Annotated in this window: 21 protein-coding genes; 3 read left to right on the plus strand and 18 right to left on the minus strand. The window is 61.1% G+C overall.

Annotated elements, in window-relative coordinates; translation table 11 throughout:
• Positions 1-153: 153 nt before the first annotated feature.
• From HX839_RS30195 to leuC, 12 genes are all read right to left on the minus strand, one after another.
• The gene (locus HX839_RS30195; RefSeq protein WP_087693954.1) at positions 154-816 is read right to left on the minus strand and encodes an SPOR domain-containing protein; all 663 of its coding nucleotides are present in this window, start codon (positions 814-816) and stop codon (positions 154-156) included.
• Complete coding sequence (gene folC / locus HX839_RS30200; RefSeq protein ID WP_008438745.1) at positions 800-2,107, minus strand: bifunctional tetrahydrofolate synthase/dihydrofolate synthase; 1,308 nt, start codon at positions 2,105-2,107, stop codon at positions 800-802. The genes HX839_RS30195 and folC overlap by 17 nt, the downstream gene beginning before the upstream one ends.
• Positions 2,104-3,024 carry an acetyl-CoA carboxylase, carboxyltransferase subunit beta gene (gene accD / locus HX839_RS30205; RefSeq protein WP_003212675.1) on the minus strand — a complete coding sequence of 307 codons (921 nt, stop codon included), beginning with the start codon at positions 3,022-3,024 and terminating at the stop codon, positions 2,104-2,106. Before accD ends, folC begins: the two co-directional genes overlap by 4 nt.
• A 243-nt stretch (positions 3,025-3,267) precedes the next feature.
• Positions 3,268-3,900 (minus strand): phosphoribosylanthranilate isomerase, encoded by a 633-nt coding sequence (locus HX839_RS30210; protein ID WP_003212673.1) that lies wholly within the window; start codon positions 3,898-3,900, stop codon positions 3,268-3,270.
• Between the two features lie 63 nt (positions 3,901-3,963).
• Entirely contained in the window at positions 3,964-4,788 is an 825-nt protein-coding gene (truA, locus tag HX839_RS30215; protein ID WP_003212671.1) for a tRNA pseudouridine(38-40) synthase TruA, read from the minus strand.
• A 156-nt stretch (positions 4,789-4,944) separates the two neighbouring features.
• Positions 4,945-7,521: a FimV family protein gene (locus HX839_RS30220; RefSeq protein ID WP_177068148.1), complete on the minus strand. Its 2,577-nt coding sequence runs from the start codon at positions 7,519-7,521 to the stop codon at positions 4,945-4,947.
• A 160-nt stretch (positions 7,522-7,681) separates the two neighbouring features.
• Positions 7,682-8,692: an aspartate-semialdehyde dehydrogenase gene (locus HX839_RS30225; RefSeq protein WP_003212668.1), complete on the minus strand. Its 1,011-nt coding sequence runs from the start codon at positions 8,690-8,692 to the stop codon at positions 7,682-7,684.
• A gap of 248 nt (positions 8,693-8,940) precedes the next feature.
• Positions 8,941-10,053, minus strand: coding sequence for an aspartate-semialdehyde dehydrogenase (gene asd, locus HX839_RS30230; protein ID WP_003212667.1), 1,113 nt, complete (start codon positions 10,051-10,053; stop codon positions 8,941-8,943).
• Positions 10,054-10,117: 64 nt separating this feature from the next.
• Positions 10,118-11,200, minus strand: coding sequence for a 3-isopropylmalate dehydrogenase (leuB, locus tag HX839_RS30235; protein WP_177068149.1), 1,083 nt, complete (start codon positions 11,198-11,200; stop codon positions 10,118-10,120).
• Between the two features lie 53 nt (positions 11,201-11,253).
• Positions 11,254-12,018 carry a class I SAM-dependent methyltransferase gene (locus HX839_RS30240; RefSeq protein WP_003212662.1) on the minus strand — a complete coding sequence of 255 codons (765 nt, stop codon included), beginning with the start codon at positions 12,016-12,018 and terminating at the stop codon, positions 11,254-11,256.
• A 146-nt stretch (positions 12,019-12,164) separates the two neighbouring features.
• Positions 12,165-12,809 carry a 3-isopropylmalate dehydratase small subunit gene (gene leuD, locus HX839_RS30245; RefSeq protein ID WP_003212660.1) on the minus strand — a complete coding sequence of 215 codons (645 nt, stop codon included), beginning with the start codon at positions 12,807-12,809 and terminating at the stop codon, positions 12,165-12,167.
• A 10-nt stretch (positions 12,810-12,819) separates the two neighbouring features.
• Positions 12,820-14,238 (minus strand): 3-isopropylmalate dehydratase large subunit, encoded by a 1,419-nt coding sequence (leuC, locus tag HX839_RS30250; RefSeq protein WP_008438759.1) that lies wholly within the window; start codon positions 14,236-14,238, stop codon positions 12,820-12,822.
• A 145-nt stretch (positions 14,239-14,383) separates the two neighbouring features.
• Between leuC and HX839_RS30255 the strand changes: the two genes are divergently transcribed.
• The gene (locus HX839_RS30255; protein WP_003212656.1) at positions 14,384-15,274 is read left to right on the plus strand and encodes a LysR family transcriptional regulator; all 891 of its coding nucleotides are present in this window, start codon (positions 14,384-14,386) and stop codon (positions 15,272-15,274) included.
• A gap of 64 nt (positions 15,275-15,338) precedes the next feature.
• Positions 15,339-18,644, plus strand: coding sequence for a bifunctional diguanylate cyclase/phosphodiesterase (locus HX839_RS30260; RefSeq protein ID WP_087693952.1), 3,306 nt, complete (start codon positions 15,339-15,341; stop codon positions 18,642-18,644).
• Positions 18,645-19,013: 369 nt separating this feature from the next.
• Here the strand turns inward: HX839_RS30260 and HX839_RS30265 are convergent, their stop codons facing one another.
• From HX839_RS30265 to HX839_RS30275, 3 genes are all read right to left on the minus strand, one after another.
• A complete protein-coding gene (locus HX839_RS30265; RefSeq protein ID WP_177068150.1) occupies positions 19,014-20,978 on the minus strand; it encodes a hypothetical protein in 1,965 nt (654 codons plus the stop codon).
• 220 nt (positions 20,979-21,198) lie between these two features.
• Positions 21,199-22,167 carry a hypothetical protein gene (locus HX839_RS30270; protein ID WP_256344218.1) on the minus strand — a complete coding sequence of 323 codons (969 nt, stop codon included), beginning with the start codon at positions 22,165-22,167 and terminating at the stop codon, positions 21,199-21,201.
• A 64-nt stretch (positions 22,168-22,231) separates the two neighbouring features.
• The gene (locus HX839_RS30275) at positions 22,232-23,503 is read right to left on the minus strand and encodes an adhesin (protein WP_177068151.1); all 1,272 of its coding nucleotides are present in this window, start codon (positions 23,501-23,503) and stop codon (positions 22,232-22,234) included.
• A 162-nt stretch (positions 23,504-23,665) separates the two neighbouring features.
• Between HX839_RS30275 and HX839_RS30280 the strand changes: the two genes are divergently transcribed.
• Positions 23,666-23,872, plus strand: a complete 207-nt coding sequence (locus HX839_RS30280; protein WP_023659019.1) for a hypothetical protein — start codon at positions 23,666-23,668, stop codon at positions 23,870-23,872.
• 176 nt (positions 23,873-24,048) lie between these two features.
• On the opposite strand, the gene HX839_RS30285 is transcribed toward HX839_RS30280, so the two are convergent.
• From HX839_RS30285 to HX839_RS30295, 3 genes are read right to left on the minus strand one after another with little or no spacing between them, the layout of a single operon-like run.
• A complete protein-coding gene (locus HX839_RS30285) occupies positions 24,049-25,014 on the minus strand; it encodes a tRNA-dihydrouridine synthase (protein WP_003214454.1) in 966 nt (321 codons plus the stop codon).
• A gap of 40 nt (positions 25,015-25,054) precedes the next feature.
• Positions 25,055-25,504, minus strand: coding sequence for a thioesterase family protein (locus HX839_RS30290; RefSeq protein ID WP_177068152.1), 450 nt, complete (start codon positions 25,502-25,504; stop codon positions 25,055-25,057).
• Between the two features lie 50 nt (positions 25,505-25,554).
• Positions 25,555-26,388 (minus strand): alpha/beta hydrolase, encoded by an 834-nt coding sequence (locus tag HX839_RS30295; protein WP_003214459.1) that lies wholly within the window; start codon positions 26,386-26,388, stop codon positions 25,555-25,557.

The raw sequence follows: 26,388 nt of genomic DNA on the forward strand, positions 1-26,388 counted from the left end.
AAACCGGCCTGTTGCGGCACACCCAAAACACCTGTGGGAGCGGGCGTGCTCGCGAAGGCGGTGGGGCAGCCAATAAATCTGCTGACTGATAAACCGCTTCGCGAGCAAGCCCGCTCCCACATTGACCGCATTCCAGCTTGAATCCTTGCAGCCTCAGCCTTTTTCGGGCTGGAAGCGAACCACAAAACCCTTGAGGTTCTGCTGGCGATCCAACAGGTCCCGCAGGCGATCGGCTTCAGCCCGCTCGATCAGCGGCCCGATGAATACCCGGTTCTTGCCATCGGCGCTGCGGATATAGGCGTTGTAACCCTGGGTGCGCAGCTTCTTCTGCAACGCATCAGCACTTTCGCGGTTAGCCAGGCTGGCCAGCTGGATCGACCAACTGATCGGCAAGCCATTCGGGTCAATACGGCTCTGGCCCACGTCCGGCTTGCCTGGTGCCGCAGGTTGCGGAGCCACAGGTTTTGGCGCTGGCGCCGGCGCCGCAGGCTTCGCAGCAACTGCAGGAGCAGCAGGCGCAGGCTTAACCACCGGCACGCTCGGCTGCACCGGCATCGACGGCGCTTGCTGTGCAGCCACTTCGTCATCGGTCGGCACCGGCTCTTCTTCCGGCAGCGCTTGCGGCTCGGGAACCACCACCGGCTCAACCTGAACCTGAGGCACCGCAGGCGCCTGGGGCGCAGCTGGCGCTTCAACGGTCACTTGGCGCTGCTCATCCTGACGGGAAAACAGCATCGGCAGGAAAATCACCGCCAACGCCACCAGGACCAGGGCTCCAACCATTCGCTGCTTGTATGCGCTATCCAGTAATGCCATGTGCAGCTTCCTCCGTGGAGCGCCGGGCCAACCATTCGAGCGCCTCGGCAACACAATAAAATGATCCGAACAACAGAATCTCATCCTCAGGCGTCGCAACCGCGCACTGGGCTTCCAGGGCGGCTGTCACGCTTGCATGGGACGTCACGGACGCGCCAAGGTTCTGCAAGGCAACCTGCAACTCGATGGCAGGACGACTGCGGGACGTATCCAGCGGTGCAACCGCCCAGGCCTGGACGTCGCCCAGCAAGGGTGCAACCACGCCGTCCAGGTCCTTGTCGGACAACAACCCGAACACCGCGAGGCGGCGACCGGCGGGCGGCGTGCGTGCCAGGCGCCTGGCCAGGTATTCAGCGGCGTGAGGGTTATGCCCCACGTCCAGCAGCAGGTTCAGGCGCTTGCCCTCCCAGTCGAACGTGCGCCGGTCAAGGCGCCCCACCACGCGAGTAGCCTGCAACGTAGCGGCAATCTGCTCGGCATGCCAGGGCAAATCCAGCAACAGGTAGGCTTGCAGCGCGAGCGCGGCGTTTTCCATCGGCAGGTTCAGCAGTGGCAAGTCGCGCAACTCGACGGTTTGACCGCGCGCGTCAAGCCCGCGCCATTGCCAGAATTGGTCGCCAATCTCGAGATTGAAATCACGCCCGCGCAGGAAGAACGGGCAATCCAGCTCGCGCACCTTGTCCAGCAAGGTATGCGGCGGGTCCAGGTCACCGCACAGTGCAGGCTTGCCCTGGCGGAAGATCCCGGCTTTTTCATAGGCCACGGACTCACGGGTGTTACCCAGGTAGTCCGCATGGTCGACGCCAATACTGGTAATCAGCGCCAGGTCGGCATCCACCACGTTGACCGTGTCCAGACGCCCACCCAGGCCGACTTCCAGCACCACTACATCCAGCTGCGCACGCTCGAACAGCCAGAACGCCGCCAGGGTGCCCATCTCGAAATAGGTCAGGGAAATCTCGCCACGCCCGGCATCAAGTGCGGCGAAGGCTTCGCAGAGTTGCTCGTCAGTGGCTTCGACGCCATTGAGCTGCACCCGCTCGTTGTAGCGCAGCAGGTGCGGCGAGTTGTACACGCCGACCTTCAGGCCCTGGGCTTGCAGCAAGGCCGCGACAAAGGCGCAGGTAGAGCCCTTGCCGTTGGTGCCGGTCACCGTGATCACACGCGGCGCCGGCCGGCCCAACCCGAGGCGGGCCGCTACCTGTTGCGAGCGCTCCAGGCCCATGTCGATGGCTGACGGATGCAACTGCTCAAGGTAGGCGAGCCATTCGCCCAGGGTACGTTGGGTCATATGTTTGCAGGCACCGGTGGCACGACAATCGGCTCGATTTTAGGCGCGACGTACACAGGTGTCGGCAGGCCCATCATTTGCGCCAGCAGGCTACCCAGGCGCGGACGCAGTTCGCCGCGCGGAATGATCAGGTCGATCGCGCCGTGCTCCAGCAGGAACTCGCTGCGCTGGAAGCCTTCCGGCAGTTTTTCGCGAACGGTTTGCTCGATAACACGCGGGCCGGCAAAGCCGATCAGCGCCTTCGGCTCACCGACGATCACGTCACCCAGCATCGCCAGGCTGGCGGACACACCGCCGTAGACCGGGTCGGTCAGCACGGAGATGAACGGAATACCTTCTTCGCGCAGACGCGCCAGTACCGCGGAGGTCTTGGCCATTTGCATCAGCGAGATCAGTGCTTCCTGCATCCGCGCACCGCCGGAGGCGGCGAAGCAGATCATCGGGCAACGGTTTTCCAGCGCGTAGTTGGCGGCACGTACGAAACGCTCACCGACGATGGCGCCCATCGAGCCGCCCATGAAGGAGAATTCGAAGGCCGAAACCACCACCGGCATGCCCAGCAGCTTGCCGCTGACGGAAATCAGCGCGTCCTTTTCACCGGTCTGCTTCTGGGCCGCGGTCAGGCGGTCCTTGTACTTCTTGCCGTCGCGGAACTTCAAACGGTCAACCGGCTCCAGGTCAGCGCCCAGTTCGGAGCGACCATCGGCGTCGAGGAAAATATCAATGCGGGCGCGGGCGCCGATACGCATGTGGTGATTGCACTTGGGGCAAACGTCCAGGGTCTTTTCCAGCTCCGGGCGGTACAGCACCGCGTCGCAGGATGGGCACTTGTGCCAAAGACCTTCAGGAACCGAGCTTTTCTTCACCTCGGAACGCATGATCGAAGGGATCAGTTTGTCTACTAACCAGTTGCTCATGCTTTCTTTCTCCAGTACCGGTGGCTTGAACACAGCCCCGCGTATGCCCTTGAGCTAAATTCATATGTGGCGATGACACAAACTGGACGGGGTCAGACGTTCGACCAGCCATTTCCTGCCTGTGCCCTCAGCCTTCCAGACAACCTGCCGTGCAGGGTTGCCACTTCATTTCCGGGCCTCCCACAGGCGGCGCCGGGCTGTTTTACACAGTGGTAGTTATGGACGGCGGCAGACTGCCAGCCGTCACATCGTCCCGCTGCTGTCGCGCACGGCCTGCATGAATGCGCGAATCCTTGCGTGATCCTTGATGCCCTTGCCCTGCTCTACCCCGCCGCTGACGTCCACGGCATACGGCCGAACCTGCTGGATGGCACTGGCCACGTTGTCCGGATTCAGGCCGCCCGCGAGGATAATCGGCTTGCTCAACCCTTCGGGAATCAACGACCAGTCAAACGCCTCGCCCGTACCACCGGGAACGCCTTCGACGTAGGTGTCGAGAAGAATCCCGCGAGCCCCGCCATAGGCAGCGCATGCCGCAGCAATATCGTCCCCGGCCTTGACCCGCAGCGCCTTGATGTACGGGCGCTGGTAGCTCTCGCACTCGTCCGGACTCTCATCGCCATGGAACTGCAGCATGTCCAGTTGCACGGCGTCGAGGGTTTCATTGAGCTCGCAGCGACTGGCGTTGACGAACAACCCCACGGTGGTCACGAACGGCGGCAACGCGGCAATGATCGCCCGCGCCTGCAACACATTCACCGCCCGCGGGCTTTTGGCATAAAACACGAAACCGATGGCATCGGCCCCCGCCTCGACCGCCGCCAACGCGTCTTCTATGCGGGTAATCCCGCAAATCTTGCTGCGAACGGCAGACATGTCGATGAAACCTCAGGGCGTGTCCGGGAAAGTCCCGGATGGTAACAAATGCTTTTGAGGGCGTCAGCCGCCAAGTTCGCTGAAACCTGTGAGGAAGTGTGGCCCGATGAATCGCTGGGGCAATTCGAACTCGTCGCGGTACTCCACATCCACCAGGTACAGGCCGAACGGATGCGCCGTGACGCCGCCGGTACGGCGAATCCGGCTTTCCAGGACTTCCCTGGCCCATTCCACCGGGCGTTCGCCGGTACCGATGGTCATCAGCACCCCGGCGATATTGCGCACCATATGGTGCAGGAACGCGCCGGCGCGGATATCCAGCACGATCATCTTGCCGTGGCGCGTCACCCGCAGGTGGTGGACTTCCTTGATCGGCGACTTGGCCTGGCACTGGCCGGCACGGAACGCGCTGAAATCGTGGATACCTACAAGATGCTGGGCCGCCTCGGCCATGCGCTCGGCGTCCAGCGGGCGGTGGTTCCAGGTGATTTCTTCGTTGAGATGGGCCGGGCGGATCTGATCGTTGTAGATCACATAGCGATAACGCCGGGCGATGGCCTTGAAGCGCGCGTGAAAGTCCGCCGGCATCACCTTGGCCCAACTGACGCTGACGTCGTGGGGCAAGTTGATATTGGCGCCCATCACCCATGCCTTCATCGAGCGCTCGGCCTGAGTGTCAAAGTGCACCACTTGCCCGCAAGCGTGCACGCCGGCATCAGTACGCCCGGCGCACATCAGCGACACCGGTGAGTCGGCGACTTTCGACAGGGCCTTCTCCAGGGTTTCCTGCACCGTCGGCACACCGGAGGCCTGGCGTTGCCAGCCACGATAGCGCGAGCCTTTGTATTCCACGCCCAGGGCGATTCTGAAAAAGCCTGCGGCCGCCATTTCGGCGACCGCGTTATCTATATTTGCCAAGAACTGAGAGCCTGATGAGTTGCGCAAAGGCGGCCATTATAAGGCCGCGCGCCTGGGACGCCATGGGTTTGGTGCCTGGATGGCAAAACGGCAGCCCGAAGGCTGCCGTTGTATTTACCGCGCGTATCAAGCCAACCGGCTGAGCATTTCCTTGGCTTCGCCCTTCTGACCGTCATCGCCTTCCTTGAGCACCTCGCCAAGAATGTCCCGCGCATCGTCGGCGTCGCCCATGTCGATGTAGGCCTGCGCCAGGTCGAGCTTGGTGGCCACTTCGTCGGTACCGGAGAGGAAGTCGAATTCCGGCTCATCGCCACCCAACGCCGCGTCGTCGGCGGTGAAGGACGGTTCGATTGGCGGATGTTCCAGGCTTTGCGACAGGCGATCCAGCTCGGCGTTGACATCATCAAGCTCCGACGCAAACGCGTCCGGCTTGGCCGCTGCAGGCGCCTCGGGTTCGTCGGCCAGGGACAGGTCGAAATCCTCCGGCAGGTCGAGGTCGTCCAGGTCGGCCGGCGTCAGTGTCGGCGGCTCTACCGGCGGCAGGTCCTTCATCTGGTCTTCAAGGCCGGAGAGGAAGTCGTCGTCTGACTGGGTCGACGAGGGTGGATCGAGTTGCAGGTCCAGGTCGAAATCCGACAGGTCTTCCGCGCTGGCCTTGGCCTCGGTCTGCTGTTGCAGCACCGATTCAAAGCTCAGGTCGTCGTCCGACGTCGGGCGGACCACAGCTGGCGAAGCAGCCTCCAGATCGTCCAGGCTGAGGTCGAAGTCAGTGTCAAACGCGTCCGGCGCAGGCTCAGGTGCAGGCGGTGCCGGGTCGTCCTTGAGCAGGTCCTTGACGTATTGGGCGTCGAGAGCGGCAGCGGCAACGGCAGCGCTGACGCCTGCTGCGAACACGGCCATGGCCGGGAAGCGGCTTTTCAGCTGTTCGACCTGGGCATGGTTGTCGCCATTGGCGACCAACTGGCGCTCCTGGGTGACAAACCCGTCCTTGTTGCCCTGCAAGCCGTGGACTTCCATCAGCTTGAGACGCAGGTCACTGCGGGCGGGCTCTTGCTTGATTGCATCTTCCAGCACTTCCGCAGCCTGGTTCAGGTGGCCACGGTCGATATGCGACTGGGCTTGCGCCAGGGCGTCGGTCGGACGCTGCACAGCAACAGGTGCGACCACCGGGGCAATCACCGGGGCAACCACCGCCGCCGGAGCTGGAGCTGGAGCTGGAGCTGGAGCTGGAGCTGGAGCCAGCTTGACGTTCGGCGGCGGTACATCAAGGCCTTCGAAACTGTCAGATGGCAGATCGTGATCAATGTTCGGCGCAAATTCCGGCTCTTCAGCCAGGGCCCGTGCCATGCGCAGGTGCTTTTCTTCTTCAAGCCGCGCATTGCGATGACGGGCCCACAGCAGCAGAAGCAACAGCACCAGCAAACCCGCTGCGCCGCCGATCACCCCCAGCACGATCGGGTTGGTCAGCAGGTCGTTGAATTTACCTTCAGTGCTGGCAGGTGCCGCATCCGGCTTGACCGGGGTCTCGACCGGCGCAGCCGCGGGGGTTGCTGCCGGAGCTGCCGCTGCCGGCGCAGCCGCTTGTGCAGCCAGCTCGGCCGGCATCGCCGCCGTTGCAGCAGGCTGCGCCGCAGCGCCACCCGGGGTCTGCAACTTGGCCAGCTGGTTGTTCTTGAGCTCGATCAGCCGCTGCAGCTTGTCCAGCTGACTTTGCAGGTCAGCCATGCGGCTTTTCAGTTCTTCATTCTCGCGACGGGTCGAATCCAGGCTTTCCTGGGTCACCGCCAGCTTGTTGTTCAAGGCCCGGCTGTCGCCCGCCGCGCCCTTCCCGCCTTTCCTGGCCGCTTCGGCCGAGACCAGACTCAAATTGTCCTTGGTATTGGTCTGCGACGGCGCATTACCCGCCTGGGTACGCTTGGTCGCGTCCAACTGCGCCTTGCCGGCGAGCTGATTGCCGCCACGGAGGCCCTCGCGCCACGCCGCGTTTTGCGCCGTCACTTCAGCAATCGCCTCTGGCTGCGGCAGGCTGGTGCTTTGCCCTGAATCCGGCAGGCGCAGGACCTGGCCGGTTTTCATGCGGTTGATGTTGCCGTCGATAAAGGCGTCAGGGTTCAGCGCCTGAATGGCCAGCATGGTCTGCTGCACCGAGGCGCCATTGCGGTTTTTCGCGGCGATTTCCCACAAGGTGTCACGGGAAGTCGTGGTGTGTTCCTTGGCCTTGGTGACTGCCGGAGCCGTCGTCGCAGGCGCACTCAAGCGTGGCGCGGGTGCAGGTGCACCGGCGGCCGGGGTCGACTGGTCGAACTTGGCCGGGTCCAGCAACACGCTGTAGTCGCGCATCAGGCGACCGTTGGGCCATTGCACCTGCAGCAGGAAACGCACGTAGGAATCCGGCAGCGGCTTGCTGGAGGTGACACGCACCACACTGCGGCCGTTGGGATTGACCACCGGGGTAAAGGTCAGGTCGTTCAGGAACGCCTGGCGATCGACGCCCGCATCCACAAAGGCCTGGGACGACGCGAGGCTGGGGGTGATCTCGGAGGCGGTCAGGCCACCGACATCGAGTAACTCGATTTCCACCGACAGCGGCTGGTTCAGCTTCGACTTGAGGGTCATCTCCCCAAGCTGCAGTGCTTGCGCCATACCGGAGGACAGCGCCGAGGCGGCCGCTATTGCTAACACCAGTTTGCGAACTTGAACCATAGCCTCATCCTTTTTGAACACTCCCCGGCCGGCGAGAAGGTGGGTAACCGCTGCCATTAGGCATGGCGAGCCGATAGGTCACCGACGCGCAATTTTTCCAGCTTGGGGCCAAGCATAGCGCTTGGCTAGAATCAATCTACAAATTGCCGCCAAGTATCTTTTACACAAGGCCTTTTATCAACAACTGCGCCAGCTGTACGGCGTTCAGTGCCGCCCCTTTGCGTACGTTATCTGACGCCAACCACATATTTAGTTCCGCAGGGTCATCAACACCGGCACGAACCCGGCCCACGTAGACCACGTCCTGACCGACCGCATCGCCCACAGCCGTGGGGTAATCGCCCTCTTCCACCAACTCGACACCCGGTGCCGAGTCCAGGGCACGGTTGACGGCAGCGAGATCCACCGCTGCCCCCAATTGCAGTGACACAGTCAGGCTATCGCCAAAAAACACCGGGGCTTGAACGCAAGTGACGGAAATCTTTAGCAAAGGCATTTCCAGCACGGCGCGCAATTCGTGCACCAGGCGTTTTTCCAGGGCGGTGTGGCCTTGCGCGTCAGGCTTGCCGACCTGGGCCAGCAGGTTAAAGGCCATTTGCCGGTCGAAGAACTTCGGCTCCAGCGGGCGCACATTCAGCAACTCGGCGGTCTGCCGGGCGAGTTCGCTGACAGCCTCACGGCCCTGGGCGGAAACGGCGAGGTTGGCGGTGACGTTGACGCGCTGAATGTCCAGCAAGCCGCGCAGTGGCGCCAGCACCACGGCCAGGGCAGTGGCCGACGGGCTTGGGCTGCTGACCTGATAAGGTTTTTTCAGGCCATCGAGGATCTGCGCGTTGGCTTCCGGCACTACCTGCGGCGCCTGATCGGCCGGCAAGGCGCCGGACAAGTCGATCAGGGTGCAGCCCGCAGCGGTGGCGCGCGGGGCAAAACTCAAGGTGACCGCAGGGCCGGCGGCGAAGAACACCAGTTGGACTTTGCTGAAATCGAATTCATCGACTTCCCGCACCCGCACGTTCTTGCCACGAAACGGCACCGAATGCCCGGCCGACTCGCTGCTGGCCAACAGGTGCAGGCTGCCTACCGGGAAGTCCTGCTCTTCGAGGATCTGCACCAGGGTTTCGCCAACGGTGCCGGTGGCGCCGATCACGGCAATATCAAAGGTCTGGGTCATGGGGGCTGCCTCGGGCATTGCGGGGGGAGCGGCACTTTACCGGGTGGCTGGGGGTGAGGCAATTAACCTGGGGGTTGTGGTGTGGCTGATGGCCTCTTCGCGAGCAAGCCCGCTCCCACATTCGAGCGAGTTTCTTCAGTTGAAATGCGATCAAATGTGGGAGCGGGCTTGCTCGCGAAGAGGCCCGAGCGCGCAATAAAAAACCCGCGCCTGTCACCAGAACGCGGGTTTCTTATTACCAGCAGCGATTACCGCTCCAGCAAGATCCGCAGCATGCGACGCAACGGCTCAGCCGCGCCCCACAGCAGTTGGTCGCCGACGGTGAACGCGCCCAGGTACTGCGTCCCCATGTTCAGCTTGCGCAGACGGCCAACCGGCACATTCAGGGTACCGGTCACCTTGTTCGGGCTCAGTTCCTGGATGCTGATATCACGGTTGTTCGGCACCAGCTTGACCCAAGGGTTGTGCTGGCTGATCAGCCCTTCGATATCGGCGATCGGCACGTCTTTGTTCAGCTTGATGGTCAACGCCTGGCTGTGGCAACGCATGGCGCCGATGCGCACGCAGATACCGTCCACCGGGATCGGGCTCTTGAAGCGACCGAGGATCTTGTTGGTCTCGGCCTGGGCCTTCCACTCTTCACGGCTCTGGCCGTTAGGCAATTCCTTGTCGATCCACGGGATCAGGCTGCCGGCCAATGGCACACCGAAGTTCTCGGTCGGGTAGGCCTCGCTGCGCATGGCCTCGGCCACACGGCGGTCGATGTCGAGGATCGCGCTGGCCGGGTCAGCCAGTTGATCGGCGACAGCGGCGTGGGTCGCGCCCATCTGCTTGATCAGTTCACGCATGTTCTGCGCGCCGGCACCGGAGGCCGCCTGATAGGTCATGGCGCTCATCCACTCCACCAGGCCGGCTTCGAACAAGCCGCCCAGGCCCATCAGCATCAGGCTGACGGTGCAGTTGCCGCCGATGTAGTTCCTGGTGCCCGCGTCCAGTTGCTGGTCGATCACCTTGCGGTTGACCGGGTCCAGCACGATCACCGCGTCATCCTGCATGCGCAGGCTGGAAGCGGCGTCGATCCAGTAACCCTGCCAGCCGGCTTCGCGCAGCTTGGGGAAGACTTCGCTGGTGTAGTCGCCACCCTGGCAGGTCAGAATGACGTCGAGGGTCTTCAGTTCTTCAATGTTGTAGGCGTCCTTGAGCGGAGCAATGTCCTTGCCCACGGACGGCCCTTGACCACCTACATTGGAGGTGGTGAAAAACACCGGCTCAATAAGATCGAAATCCTGCTCTTCCAGCATCCGCTGCATGAGCACGGAACCGACCATACCGCGCCAACCGATCAGACCTACACGTTTCATCGCAACTACACCTTGTTCAAAAGTGGGCCGCCTTGCAGCAACATCTGCAAGCGGGCCCGAGAGATTACAGATTCCGCAGCGCGGCGACTACTGCGTCGCCCATTTCTTGCGTACCGACCTTGGTGCAACCCTGGGACCAGATGTCGCCAGTGCGCAGGCCCTGGTCGAGCACCAGGCTCACGGCCTGCTCGATGGCATCCGCGGCGTCGGTCAGGTTGAAGCTGTAACGCAGCATCATCGACACCGACAAAATGGTCGCCAACGGGTTGGCAATGCCCTGCCCGGCGATGTCCGGCGCCGAACCGTGGCACGGCTCGTACATGCCCTTGTTGTTGGCATCCAGGGAGGCCGACGGCAGCATGCCGATGGAACCGGTAAGCATCGAGGCCTGGTCGGACAGGATGTCGCCGAACAGGTTGTCGGTGACGATCACGTCGAACTGCTTCGGCGCACGCACCAGCTGCATGGCGGCGTTGTCGACGTACATGTGGCTCAGCTCGACGTCCGGGTAGTCCTTGGCGACTTCTTCGACGATTTCACGCCACAGCTGGCTGGACGCCAATACGTTGGCCTTGTCCACCGAGCAGACCTTCTTGCCACGCACACGGGCCATGTCGAAACCGACACGGGCGATACGGCGGATTTCACTCTCGCTGTACGGCAGGGTGTCGTAGGCCTGACGCTCGCCATTCTCCAACTCGCGCACGCCCCGTGGCGAGCCGAAGTAGATACCGCCGGTCAGTTCGCGGACGATCAGGATGTCCAGGCCCGCGACGATTTCCAGCTTCAGGCTGGAAGCGTCCGCCAGTTGCGGGTAAAGGATCGCCGGGCGCAGGTTGCCGAACAGGCCCAGTTGCGCACGGATCTTCAGCAGGCCGCGCTCAGGGCGGATGTCACGTTCGATCTTGTCCCATTTCGGGCCACCCACGGCGCCCAGCAGCACGGCGTCGGCTGCGCGGGCACGCTCCAGGGTTTCGTCGGCCAGAGGCACGCCGTGCTTGTCGATGGCCGCGCCGCCGATCACGTCGTGGCTCAGTTCGAAGCCCAGGCTGTACTTGGCGTTAGCCACTTCCAGCACCTTGACCGCTTCGGCCATGATTTCCGGACCAATGCCGTCGCCAGGGAGAATCAGAATCTGCTTGCTCATGCGTTCCTCATTTCATCAAGCGACCCGCCCGTGGGCAGGTCGGGAAAAATTAATCAGCGTTCGGCCCACACCACCAGCACGTCGGTGCTGAAGGTGCCGTCGGCTTGAATCTCGAAATAATCGCGCACTTCCTGGCCCATTGCCTTTTGCAGCTCCAGGATCGCGGCACGCAATACCTCTGGGGTGCGCATGCGCTCGACCCACGAGGTGTATTCCAGGCGCAGGCGCTGGCGGCTGCTGTTGCGCACATGCAAACCGGCTTCGCTGAGCTGGCGCATCCACTCGCCGGCGGAATAGTCACGCACGTGGCTGGTGTCGCGCAGCACTTCGACGGTTTGCAGGTAAGTGTCCAACAGCGGGCTGCCCGGTGACAAGACATCCACGAAAGCGGCCACGCCACCCGGCTTGAGCACCCGGCGCACTTCACGCAGGGCCAGGCCCAGGTCGCTCCAATGGTGCGCCGAGTAGCGGCTGAACACGAAGTCGAATTCGCCATCGGCAAACGGCAAGCGCTCGGCGGCGCCGTGCACGGTGCGGATGTTGTCCAGGCCACGGTCCACGGCAGCGGCGGCGACCACGTCAAGCATCTGCTGGGACAGGTCGTACGCCACCACTTCCTTGACCAACGGTGCCACGTTGAAACTCACATGACCGGCGCCGCAACCCAGGTCCAGCAGTCGTGCAGCGCCCTGCCCGGCCAGTTCGGCCTGGAGCAGCGCGAACTCGGTGCCTTGAGCATGTACTGCGCTGCTCAGGTAGGCCGAGGCCTGTTCGCCGAATTGTTTTTGCACGACTTGGGTGTGGGCAGTGCTGGTCATGATGATGTCCCTGGTTTTTGTGTTGCTGTTGCTGGCCCTTTCGCGAGCAAGCCCGCTCCCACATTCGACCGAGTTCCTTCAGTTGAAATGCAATCAAATGTGGGAGCGGGCTTGCTCGCGAAGGGGCCAGTCCGGTCTACATGGAATCAAGCGTCGCGAAACAACCAAGGCTGGCTGGCCCGGTGTTTGGTTTCAAACGCTGCAATCGCATCACCGTCCTGCAAGGTCAGGCCGATGTCGTCCAGGCCATTGATCAGGCAGTGCTTGCGGAAGGCGTCCACTTCAAAGTGATACACCTTGCCGTCCGGACGGGTCACGGTCTGTGCCGCCAGGTCGATGGTCAACTGGTAGCCCACATCGGCTTCCACCTGCTGGAACAACTCATCCACTTCGGCATCGCTCAAGATGATCGGCAGCAAGCCGTTCTTGAAGCTGTTGTTGAAGAAGATGTCGGCGTAGCTCGGCGCGATGATGCTGCGAAAGCCATATTCTTCCAGGGCCCACGGCGCGTGCTCACGGCTGGAGCCGCAACCGAAGTTTTCCCGGGCCAGCAACACGCTGGCACCCTGGTAACGCTCGGCGTTGAGCACAAAGTCCTTGTTCAGCGGGCGCTTGGAGTTGTCCTGGTAGGCGTAGCCCACGTCCAGGTAGCGCCACTCGTCGAACAGGTTCGGGCCAAAACCGGTGCGCTTGATCGATTTCAAGAACTGCTTGGGAATGATCTGGTCGGTGTCCACGTTGGCACGGTCCAACGGCGCGACTAAACCGGTGTGTTGAGTAAAAGCTTTCATCGGGTATTCCTCAGATCAATTCGCGAACGTCGATGAAACGACCGTTGACGGCAGCCGCAGCAGCCATGGCCGGGCTGACGAGGTGGGTACGGCCACCGGCGCCCTGACGCCCTTCGAAGTTACGGTTGGAGGTGGACGCGCAATGCTCGCCCGACTCCAAACGGTCCGGGTTCATCGCCAGGCACATCGAGCAACCCGGCTCGCGCCATTCAAAACCGGCTTCGAGGAAGATCTTGTCGAGGCCTTCGGCTTCAGCCTGGGCCTTGACCAGGCCCGAACCTGGCACCACGATCGCCTGCTTGATGGTCGAGGCGACTTTGCGGCCCTTGGCGATCACCGCCGCAGCGCGCAAATCCTCGATCCGCGAGTTGGTGCAGGAGCCAATGAACACGCGATCCAGCTGGATGTCGGTAATCGCCTGGTTGGCTTTCAAGCCCATGTACTTCAAGGCGCGCTCAATGGAACCACGCTTGACCAGGTCGGTTTCCTTGGCCGGGTCCGGCACGTTCTGGTCAACGGCCAACACCATTTCCGGCGAGGTGCCCCAGCTGACTTGCGGCTTGATCTGGGCGGCATCGAGAGTAACCACGGTGTCGAACACCGCATCGGCGTCGGAAACCAGGTCTTTCCAGGCTTCGACAGCGGCGTCCCAATCAGCACCGGCAGGTGCGAACGGGCGACCCTTGACGTAGGCAATGGTCTTTTCGTCCGCCGCCACCATGCCCACGCGGGCACCGGCTTCGATGGACATGTTGCAGATGGTCATGCGGCCTTCGATGGACAGGTCGCGAATCGCGCTGCCGGCGAATTCGATGGCGTGGCCGTTACCGCCGGCGGTGCCGATCTTGCCGATCACGGCGAGGACGATGTCCTTGGCAGTGACGCCGAAAGGCAACTCACCTTCCACCGACACCAACATGTTCTTCATTTTCTTGGCGACGAGGCACTGGGTGGCGAATACATGTTCCACCTCGGAGGTACCAATACCGTGGGCCAGGGCGCCAAACGCCCCGTGGGTAGAGGTGTGGGAGTCGCCGCAAACCACGGTCATGCCGGGCAAGGTAGCGCCCTGCTCCGGGCCGATCACGTGAACGATGCCTTGACGCACGTCATTCATCTTGAATTCGGTGATGCCATATTCGTCGCAGTAATCATCGAGGGTCTGCACCTGGAGGCGCGACACGGTGTCGACGATGGCGTCGATCCCGCCTTTACGCTCCGGGGTGGTCGGCACGTTGTGGTCCGGGGTGGCGATGATCGAGTCGACGCGCCAAGGCTTGCGCCCGGCCAGTCGCAGGCCTTCGAACGCTTGGGGCGAGGTCACTTCATGGATGATGTGACGGTCGATGTAGATCAGCGACGACCCATCATCGCGCCGTTTCACTTCATGGGAATCCCAAAGCTTGTCGTAAAGCGTTTTGCCGGCCATCACGCGGTCCTCATCAGGTGTTTCTATGCCCCGGGCCTTGAACGATTCAATAACCCTTTGGCTTGTGAGGCTGATGGTATGGCGCTACATTAAATAACTCAAATTCATATTTTTTATGCTTTGGATTACCAACTGGAATAGCACAATGGACCTGGCCAACCTCAATGCCTTTATCGCCATCGCCGAGACCGGCAGCTTCTCCGGTGCCGGTGAACGCCTGCACCTGACCCAACCGGCCATCAGCAAGCGCATCGCCGGCCTGGAGCAACAATTAAAGGTGCGCCTGTTCGACCGGCTGGGGCGTGAAGTCGGCCTCACCGAAGCCGGACGGGCGCTGCTGCCCCGGGCGTATCAGATTCTCAATGTACTGGACGACACCCGCCGCGCCCTGACCAACCTGACCGGCGAGGTCAGCGGTCGTCTCACTCTGGCCACCAGCCATCACATCGGCCTGCACCGCTTGCCACCGGTCCTGCGCACGTTCACCCGGGAATACCCGAATGTCGCGCTGGACATTCAGTTTCTCGATTCGGAAGTGGCCTACGAAGAAATCCTCCATGGCCGCGCCGAAGTGGCCGTAATCACCCTGGCGCCGGAGCCCCACACGCTGGTGCGGGCCACCCCGGTGTGGGACGACCCGCTGGATTTCGTGGTGGCGCCGGAACACAGCCTGATCAGCAACGGCAGCGTCAGCCTGGCGGACATCGCCCGGCACCCGGCGGTGTTTCCCGGCGGCAACACCTTTACCCACCATATCGTGCAGCGGCTGTTCGAGGCCCAGGGCCTGACGCCAAACATCGCCATGAGCACCAACTACCTGGAAACCATCAAGATGATGGTCTCCATTGGCCTTGCCTGGAGCGTGTTGCCGCGCACCATGCTCGATGACCAGGTGGCACGCATCGCTTTGCCGGGCATACAGCTCAGTCGCCAGCTAGGCTATATCGTGCACACCGAAAGGACGCTGTCGAACGCTGCGCGGGCTTTCATGAGCCTATTGGATGCACAGGTCGATCTGCCAGGGAATCAGGCTTGAATCGCCGTGGCCCGTAGACCGTGGAACCCGCGCCGAACGCCCATCGAGCCAAGGCCCTTTGATAATGCGCAACCCCGTCGATACCGTGCCACCCCTGCCCCGCATCTACGCCCTGGACCCACAGGAGGCGGAGCAAAGCTGGGACAGCGCGCCGCAACTGCTGGCGGCGCTCAACGCTGCCCGGCTGGGCGCCTGGAGCTGGGAAATCGATACCGGCCGGATCAGCTGGTCCCGAGGCACTCAGGCCCTGTTCGGCTTCGACCCGCGCCAGCCGCTGCCTGAAGACCTGGAGTACCTGGACCTGCTGGCCCCCGAGGACCGCACCAAGGTGGTCCGGGCCTTTCATGCGGTGCTGGCCGGCGAACCCGCTGTCCAGGCCATGCACCACCGTATCCAATGGCCCGATGGCAGCCTGCACTGGCTGGAAATCAACGGCAGCCTGCTACCGGACAAGGCCGGGCGTCGTCGAATGATCGGGGTGATCCGCGAAATCACCCACCAGCGCGAGCGCGAACACGCCCTCAGCCATTCGGAAAAGCGCTTCGCCACCCTGTTCCATTTGTGCCCGCTGATGGTCCTGCTGACCCGCCAGGCGGACGGCCTGATCAGCGAAGCCAACCAGTATTTCGAAAGCCTGTTCGGCTGGCCGTTGGCCGATGCCATTGGCCGCAGCACATTGGAGCTGGGCCTCTGGGTACACCCCGAACAACGCGCGCATCTGGTCAAGGCCACCCAGCGCAAAGGCGCCCCCATCACCATGGAAGTGCAGTTTCGCGCCAGCAACGGGCAGGTCCACGATGGCACCCTCAGCGCCCAGAAAGTCGAGCTGGACGGCGAGGACTACCTGATCAGCACCTTCCTCGACACCACCGAGCGCAAGAATGCCGAGCAGGCCCTCAAGGACAGCCAGGAACGCCTGGACCTGGCCCTGGACTCGGCGCAACTGGGCACCTGGGACTGGCACATCCCCAGCGGCATGCTCTATGGCTCGGCCCGCGCCGCCCAACTGCACGGGCTGGAACCCCAACCGTTCCACGAATCCTTCGAGGCCTTCTTTGAAGGCATGCCCCAGGAAGAGCGCGAGAGCATGCGCAACGCCTACCGCACCCTGCGCGAAGGCCCGGCGGGCAACTACCAACTGACCTACCGCGTGCAACTGGAAGACGGCAGTTCACGCTACCTGGAAAGCCGCGCCCGCCTGTATCGCGATGACACGGGCGTACCGTTGCGAATGGCCGGGACCCTGCTCGACATCACCGACCAGGTTGAACGTGAGCAGCGCCTGATCGCATCCGAAGAAAAATTCGCCAGCCTGTTCCTCGCCAGCCCCGACCCAATCTGCGTGACGCGCCTGGAGACCGGCCAGTTTATCGAGATCAACCCGGCCTTCACCCAGACCTTCGGCTGGACCGCCGCCGAGGTGCTCAACAACAACGCCGAGCAGATCGGCTTGTGGGAGGAGTCCAGCCAACGCCTGCAGCGCATCGAGCAGGTGATCCGCGAACAATCCCTGAGCAACGTGGCAATCACCGTTCATCACAAGAACGGCCAGACCCTGAACTGTGTGATATCCAGCCGCCTGATCCAGGTCAGCGACCAACCCTGCATCGTCACCACCCTGCGGGACATCACCCAACAACAGCGCTCGGAAGCGGCGCTCAAGGCCAGCGAAGAGAAGTTCGCCAAGGCCTTTCATTCCAGCCCCGATGCGGTGTCGATCACCGAGCGCGATACCGGGCGCTACGTGGAGGTCAATGACGGTTTCTGCCGCCTCACCGGCTACCGCGCCGAAGAAGCGATCGGCCTGACGCTGTACCAGATCGGCATCTGGGCCGATGAAAACCAGCGCGCGGCGTTATTGGCCGAGTTGCAGATCAAGGGCCGCATTCATCACCTGGAAATGCTCTGGCACAACAAACGCGGCGAAGTGCTGGCGGTTGAAGTGTCGGTGGAGCCCATCACCCTCAATGAAACCCCCTGCCTGTTGCTGACCGCCCGGGACGTCAGCCTGCTGAAAAACGCCCAGGCGCAGATTCGCCACCTGGCCTATCACGACCCCCTGACCAACCTGCCCAACCGCGCCCTGTTGATGGACCGCCTGAGCCAGCAGATCGCCCTGCTCAAGCGCCACAACCTGCGGGGCGCCCTGCTGTTTCTTGACCTGGACCATTTCAAGCACATCAACGATTCCCTCGGCCACCCGGTCGGCGACACGGTGCTGAAGATCGTCACTGCACGCCTCGAAGCCAGTGTGCGCATGGAAGACACCGTGGCACGCCTGGGCGGCGATGAGTTTGTGGTGCTGCTCAGCGGCCTGGAAGGCACGCGCCCACAAGTCAGCACTCAGGTCCAGGAGCTGGCCGATACCCTGCGCGAACTGTTATCCGAACCGATGTTCCTGGATGGCCACCGCCTGCAAGTCACCCCGAGCATTGGCGTGGCGCTGATCCCCGATCACGGCTCAACCCCGGCCGATTTGCTCAAGCGCGCCGACATCGCCCTGTACCGGGCCAAGGATTCAGGGCGCAACACCATCCAGATGTTCCACAACAGCATGCAGAAAACCGCCAGCGAGCGGCTGCGCATGGAAACCGACCTGCGCCTGGCCCTGTCCCGCGGCGAGTTCAGCGTGCATTACCAACCCCAGGTGGATGCGCGCGGCAACACCATCGTCGGCGCCGAGGCCCTGGTGCGCTGGCAACATCCGCAGTTGGGCGCACAGTCCCCGACGGAATTCATCAAGGTCCTGGAAGACAGCGGCCTGATCCTTGAAGTCGGCACCTGGATCCTCGACGAAGCCTGCAGCACCTTCGCGCAGTTGATTGCCGAGGGCCTGGTAGACCCGCTGAACTTCAGCCTGTGCGTCAACATCAGCCCGCGGCAGTTTCGCCAGAATGATTTTGTCGAACGGGTAGAACGCAGCCTGCGCACCCACCACCTGCCTTATACCCTGCTGAAGCTGGAAATCACCGAAGGCATCGTGATCCAGAATCTGGACGACACCATCAGCAAAATGCGCCGCCTGAAAAAGCTCGGCGTGAGTTTTGCGATGGATGATTTCGGCACCGGCTATTCGTCGCTGACCTACCTCAAGCGCCTGCCGGTGGATGCGCTGAAGATCGACCAGTCGTTTGTGCGCGACGCCACCCATGACCCCAACGATGCGGAGATCATCCGTGCCATTGTGGCCATGGCGCGCAGCTTGAACCTGGACGTCATTGCCGAAGGAGTGGAAACCCCTGAGCAACTGGCGTTTTTGCAGGGGCTTGGGTGTCATTTGTATCAGGGGTATCTGCACAGTCGGCCCTTGCCGGTGGAAGGGTTCAGGCAGGTACTGAAGCGAATGCCCCAGGCCACTTCATCGGAATAAGTTGCACCGGATTTTCCTGATGGGCAGCTGCTTTTTGAGCCTGTAGGTTCAAGTGCTTTCCATTTTCGGGCACACCTACCATGCAGGATGCAAAGCACTCCCCGGCGCTGCTGGGCGGCGCCTCGAGATAACCGGCGCCAGGGTTGATGGACACCATGGGAGCAGACAGGGCATACAGCCAATGCTGTTGAATTTCATCCATGAGCAGGAGGTTCCAGAGTCGATGAGAGTAGCCGAGGCCAACTACCTATGCGGACACAGATTGCAAGGCATATGCAGCCGGCTACCATCGGACTTGTCTTTTCTGCGCGCAGAAAAAAGACCACGAGATCTCGTGGCCTGTGTTTCTCAAACTCTGCACCTTTAAACCTAAACCAGCGTTAGCGCCGTGCCCTCTTCATCCATCCAGCTTGATGATTTCAGTGGGTGTTTATACCCGTAATCATCAAAAGCCCCATCAACGACGACAACAGAATGCATGAAGTTCGCCAACGTGCCGGTTGCACCATCTGCCAGCGCCTGGACGCTGCTGCTTCGGGTAAAGGCGAACAAACCCAGACGCCGCAGTGCATCACCAGGGGTCTCGCCATCATTGAGCGTGCTCATCGCCGCTTCAAAGCTCTCGCCGGCACGAAACTCGTGGTTCTCCATTTGCGCCCGCTTGGCGCTGACGGCGTACAGGAAATTCGCATCCTTGAGCAGGCCGGCGTCGGTGCCTTTGAAATTCGAGTGTTCCCGGGCTGTTTTCAGTTCGGCATGGGTCAAGCTGACCTTGCTGGAATCGCGCATCGTCACGGTGTAACCGTCGCGGGTCTCGGTGATGTTTTTATAGATGCCCCGGGGACTTTGCCCATACTTCATCATCGCCGCCTTGATCGCCGATACCGTGACACAGTTCCCCTCGACACCTTGATAGAATCCACTCCAGATATCCCCAGGCCTGACCCCGACCGGTACATTGGAAATAGGCGGGGGCCGCGAGCTTGAACCAACGGGCACTCCGTCCGGTACCTCCTCGGCGAGCATGTAGCCATAAGATTTGACGATAGATGGCTTGTCACCATTGCTGTGCTGCAGGCCATCCAGTACCAAGGCACTCGAATAGCCAAAAGTACTGACCACCCCCACCGCGCCCTGCTCCTGCATCTTGGCGGGTGGCACGATGCGCAAGAAGCCAGTCATGCCCAAGCCCTTCAACACGCGGTATTCCGTATCGCCTTTGAGCGTGTTCGATAAAACCTTTTCAAACGATGCCCCAGGGTCCTGGTCACCGCGGGTCATCTGCTTGCGTTTCGTGTACGCCGCCAGCATGAAGTTGGCCTGCTTCACCGCGTCGGGGTTGTTCCCAGCGAAACGCGAGGCCGTGGTCGCTTGCTGCAACTCTTGCCGGGAAAAATGCAGTTCGAAACCGTCCTTCATCGTGATGTCATAACCGTCTCCCGCCGGGGTGACTTTCTCGAACATATCCGTGGCGTCTGGACCAAACCTCATCATCATCATTTTTATGACGCAGGCATGGCTGCTGCCATCAACAACCTCACCGAATCCTCGCTCGGCCGCGTTAAATCCGCTGAGAATGTCAACGGGCTTGCGGCCACGCCGGGTGGACGGCGTATCGACGTGGGGAACATCGACCGGAGCAACCGGCACATCCCGCTTGACCGGCTTAGCCGTTTGCCCCTCCTTGTCCAGCACGTAGACGTAGGGACGGTCGGGGCGATATTGACGGTCAAACCGATGCGCCACCCCATCCCGAATCAACGCGGCACCGAAGTTATGCGCCTCCATGACGCCGACGGAGTTCTTGCCGACGAGTTGCTCCGAAGGGATCTGCTGCATAAAACGGCCCATGCCCATGCCCTTGAGCAGGTTCGATGCAGTCTCACCCTGTAAGGACGTGGTCAAGGCCGCGTTAAAGCTGCTGCTGATACGGCTGTCGGAACTGGACAATTGTTTGCGCTTGACGAAGACAGCCAATGCGAAATTCGCGTTTTCCACTGTACTGGCATCACCACCGACAAATCTCGACGCTGAGACAGTGCCATGCACTTCATGATCGGCAACATGCAACTTATAACCGTCTTTCAGCGTAACGTCATACCCCGAGCCAACGCGCTTTACTTCATCAAATAGATCAGCGCGCGCAGGACCGAAGGTCGATATCATCATCTGGATAACAGCAGAATGGCTGCTCGTATCAAAATGCTCACCGAACTGTCGCTCGGTAGAATTCAAAGTACTTACACTGTCGACGGATTTATTTTCGCCCCCGTATACACGCGCCGGATGATGGACCGCCGTACTCATTGCATAACCCGTATTCATCGTAATCATGGAGCACTCCTTTAAAGGGCGAACACACAACAGCCCGTGGTAACGCTGCCACTTGTGCACTGCGCTCAGGCATAAAAAGAAAGTGCATGAACACGGCATACAGTATTTTCTGCACGCCATGAACTGCACTCAGTCAGATAATAAGTTCAACAAGATCTAGTTATAGATTTAACGTGTTGCGCAGCAACGATCATCTTCTTATTGTTTTATGGACGGCCCGTTAGCCAACCAATGCAATAGCCCGTCCAAACCGCGGTCTTCCCGCTTTAGTCCCATACATCTCCTCACACCCATCAACCACTGCTACAGAGTGCCTGCTCCTGTTGACCATACCGATCAATGATTTATCAGCAAACGCACTGACCGGAACTTCTTTCATATGCTGGCGCAAGCCCAGACGCTTGAAGCCTTCCCCGGGCCCCGTTTCGTCCTCACCGTCGTTGAGGCTGTTTATCGCGGATTGAAAGCTCCTGCCTGCAGTCCCGTCATTGTTTTCCAGCATCGCTCGCTTGGCGCTGACGGCAAATAGAAAGTGCGCATCCTTGAGCATGCCGGGATCGCGCATCGGGACAAACTTCGAGCCACGCCTGGCTTGGGCCAATTCATCCTTGCTCAAATCCAGCGCGTACCCGTCACGCATGACAATGTGATAGCCATCACCCTTGGCTTGAACAGACTTGAAGATATCGGTCGGGCTTTGACCGAACTTCGCCATCGCCGCCTTGATCGCCGAAATGGTCACGCAATTACCATCAGGGCCCTGGCGAAAACCGTTCCATATATTTGCCGGCTTGGCGCCGTTGCGCTTATCGGACAGATCAGGAAGCGGCTGCGGTGTTGGATCCGGCAGGGGTGCATCCGGCTTGGGCAGCACTGCCGGCGGGGGCGCAGGCGTTACCTTGGTCGCCACTGTATTCGCCAGTTCCTTGCCCGCCAGCAGGCCTTGCAACTGTGTAAAAAACTGGGTGAACAGTTCGAGGAGCTTTGCTAACAGCGGGGTGTCGCTGGCTGTGTTCCCAACGGTACTTTGATCGTTATTACCGAACGATGAGAGGACCTGGTTATTAACGAATACCGGCTGCACGGGAACCGATCGTCCTGGTGTGTTGCCGGTTTGCGAATGTTGATAATAGTTTCTGACCGCGCCCGCATTATTGATTTCTGAACAAGACATATAACCATCCTTCATCAAGGGCCCCCCGACGTTTTTTATCGGGAGCGCCTTGTTGAAAAAAACTGAGGAAGTGGCCGACTTACCTGCTTATCCGGCGGCCGGGATTAAACCGCCAGTCGTTGTCGAACGCTCGACGCCTGCCGCTGGTTTCGAACTCAAAGAAATCCTCAGACGGCCCTGGCGAAGTGATGTCCGGCTCCGGCTTATCCGGCTTCGGAGCATCTGGTTTAGGCGCATCCGGCTTCGGTGGGACCGGAGCGTCTGGCTTCGGCGGGACCGGTGCATCGGGCTTCGGTGGGACTGGCACGTCTGCCTTCGGCGGAACCGGTGCATCGGGCTTCGGCGGAACCGGCACGTCTGGCTTCGGCGGGACCGGTGCATCGGGCTTCGGCGGAACCGGCACGTCGGCCTTCGGCGGAACCGGTGCATCGGGCTTAGGCGGAACCGGCACATCCGGCTTCGGCGGGACCGGTGCATCGGGCTTCGGCGGGACCGGCACGTCTGGCTTCGGCGGGACCGGTGCATCGGGCTTCGGCGGAACTGGCACGTCTGGCTTCGGCGGGACCGGCACGTCCGGCTTCGGCGGGACCGGTGCATCTGGCTTCGGCGGAACCGGCACGTCGGCCTTCGGCGGGACCGGTGCATCGGGCTTAGGCGGGACCGGCTTCGTTGCATCCGGGTGAGGACAATGGCAGTTCATCACTTGGACCGTGACGTTCACGTCGGAACTGCTCCGGGCGTTCGGCTGCACGTCCTTGCCCGATGCGGGGTCTGGCCTGCGGGGCTCTGGCAGGGGTTTAGGCGTTACCTTAACCTCGGAACTCGGGACCGCTGGATTGTTTGCTGGCTTGTCTTTCTGTACCGACACCTCAGGGTTGGGCCCGGACTTGTCCTTGAGTGCAGTGTTCAATACCGGCGAGTTGGTCTCGGCTTTGTCCTTGGCTACAGTGTTCGGCACTTGCGAGTCAGTCCCCGCCTTGTCCTTGGTCGCAGTGTCCGGCACATTCGATTTACTGTCCGCCTTATCCTTCACCGGAGTATCGCTACTCTTTTCGGGTTTAGGCAGCGGGCCAGCATCGGGTACCAACTTGGGCATCCCGCCCTGCCCGGACAGCATGTTCCGTATGGCCTTGAATGCATATTCAAACAACTCGAACAACTTCTCGAGTGCATCCTTGTTGAAGGTGACGGTTCCATCCGTCACCACGGCGGGATTGTTTTTCAATACTGTGCCGGGCGTATTCGCCCGGATTTCGCCGGCGCTCTTGTCGACAGACTTTGGCAGGTCTGCATTCTGCTGATTGAAGTCATTAGTCAAGCGAGGGAAATTATTGACCGACAAATTAGACATAAACAAATCCTTATTCAGTGATTGCCAAAACTCCTTCAGCGGTCTGCAAACAGACCGTCCAGGTTCTGGACTGGAAACAAACCCGAGTGCTGCACACTCCCTACTTTCGTGGGTGTTGCGAGCATCGGGTTCCGAAAATCGGCCTTCACATAAGGAAATCAAATGAAAATAGAGACTTTATCCTATGGACTTTCCGTAAAACATCATGCTTACCCGGTGGTCGCCGTGGGCAAAATGGATATATCAGGCAACAGTCAGCCGTTAAGGCAAATTGATGAAATCACTCACCCACGCCAGTCATTCATATCTGTGTTATTGCGCGCGCCCCTCATACTCCAACTAAAAAAACTTAAAAATATGCGCCGCTGACACCGCAAGACTCTGTAGCAAACAAGAAACTTGCTCACATATATAAAGCAATCAAAAAGCTCTAGTCACGTGCCCACAAACACTCGCTGTTAACGATCCGTGGCCTTATTTCAAGCAAAAAAAAGGGCGCCCACGGCACCCTTTCCTACTGAATTGAAACGCTTATATATATGTACTCAATTTTGCAGCGCAACCGAATCAGGCACCCCTAACAATCGTCCTACCTGCTCCAGGTCGGTTTCCCGCCGCATCAGCGTAAATAGTTCAACTGCTTCGGGATAGTTGCGGGTCAGCATCGCCAGCCATTGCTTCAAGCGTCCCGGCGCCTGGCGCTCGGTCAATTGCTCAACGGATTGCCGCCAGAATTCCTGGAGCATGGGTTGCATCTGCGCCCAAGTCATCTCGACCACCTCTTCCCCGGCCCGCGCGGCAGCAATCTGCCGGGCCAGGTCGGGACGAGCCACCAGGCCGCGACCGAGCATGATGTCTTCGACACCACTGATTTCGCGACACCGCCGCCAGTCTTCAACGCTCCAGATATCACCGTTGGCGAACACTGGCACCTTGACCACCTCTTGCACACGCGGGATCCACTCCCAGTGCGCCGGAGGTTTGTAGCCGTCAGCCTTGGTGCGGGCATGCACCACGATATGCGCTGCGCCGCCTTCGGCCAGGGCCGTGGCGCACACCAGGGCACCGTCGGGGCTGTCGAAGCCCAGGCGCATCTTGGCCGTGACGGGAATATGTGCCGGCACCGCACGCCGTACGTGTTCGACGATCTGGTTAAGCAGCTCCGGCTCCTTGAGCAGCACCGCACCGCCACGGGACTTGTTCACGGTCTTGGCCGGGCAACCGAAGTTGAGGTCAACCACCTGAGAGCCCAGCTCACACGCCAGGGCGGCGTTTTCCGCCAAACACACCGGGTCTGAACCGAGTAACTGCACACGCAGCGGCACGCCGGCAGCGGTCTTGGCACCGTGCAGCAACTCAGGGGCGAGTTTGTGGAAATAGGCAGGCGTCAGCAGGCGGTCGTTGACCCGGATGAACTCGGTCACGCACCAATCAATACCACCGACCCGGGTCAGCACGTCCCGCAGGATGTTGTCGACCAACCCCTCCATGGGCGCCAAAGCAATTTGCATGGAAAACACTCAACGAAAAACGTGGCGCAGTTTACTGGTTTCAGACGCTGGCAGGTAATTCGCCTTGCAGCGCAGGGCCATAACCCTCAAGAAATTCCGACGGCATGCGCTTGGGCTTGCCGCTGGACAGTTCGATGCAGACAAAGGTGGTTTGCGCTCGCAGCAAGGTAGCGCCATCACGCGGGCGTACCAGCTGGAAGCGTCGGGTCATTTTCAGGCGCTGGTCCCAGTCGACGATCCAGGTCGCCAACTGCAGCTCATCGCCTTCGTAACCGGCGGCGAGGTAATCGATCTCATGACGCACCACGGCCATCGCGCGATCCAGCCTGCGGTACTCGCTAAGGTCCAGCCCCAGGCGCTGGGAATGGCGCCAGGCGCAGCGTTCGAGCCAGGACACGTAAACGGCGTTGTTGGCGTGCCCCAGACCGTCGATGTCGTCGGCACCGACCTGCAGATCGATGATAAACGGCGCTGCCAAATCCCAGCCCATGGGGTGCTCCCGGTCGATTAATGTCGGCGGCGAGCAGTGTAACCCATGGCTCAGGCGGTTTGGCGCTCCGGCACGTGGCGGCCGGCCAGCAGCGCCAGCACGCCTTCGATCACACGCGGATCCGCCAGCACTTTCTGGTGCCCGCCCTGCTCCAGGCGCAGCAGGCGGCTGTCGAACCAGGCGTCATGGATGACCTGGCAAGCCTTGACCGAGACGAAGGTATCGTCTTCGGCATGCACGATCAGGCCCGGGATATTCATTTGATAGTGGGCGACATCGAGGTGCTTGAGAGGCATGCCCATCGTCAGCTCGACCTCCTGGATAAACGCCGAACGCGCTCGCGCCGGCAAACCGACCATGCCGGCAAAGCCGCGCAGTACGTCGAGAAACCGCGAGGGTGCGGCGATACTGACCAACGCCTTGGTGCGCAAGCCCAACTGCACCGCCAACATCGCGCTGGCCCCACCCATGGAGTGACCGACAACCGCATGCAGCGGTGGCAGTTCGGCAGCCGCTTCCAGCATGGCACGGGCAAACAGCAGCACATGGGCTTCGCGCCCCGGCGAACGCCCGTGAGCCGGACCATCCAGCGCAACCACCGAATAACCCGCCTCCACCAATGCGCTGATCAGGCTGGCGAATTGCGTTGGGCGCCCTTCCCAGCCGTGCATCAACAGCACCGCAGGGCCCTGGCCCCACTTCAGCGCCGACAGGCCGAAACGCAAAGTGATGCGCTCGGACTGCGCCAGCAGCGGCAGCTCCCAGTCACGGGGCGGCAAATCGCGAGGCGTCATGAACACCCGACGCATCTTGCTGGCCACCGTTTGCGGCGCCAGCCGGCCCAAGGTGCCATTGACGCCACGAATCCATTTCAACGTGCCCAT

Source organism: Pseudomonas sp. I8001 (assembly GCF_013385345.1).
In the GTDB taxonomy this organism is placed as follows: Bacteria; Pseudomonadota; Gammaproteobacteria; order Pseudomonadales; family Pseudomonadaceae; genus Aquipseudomonas.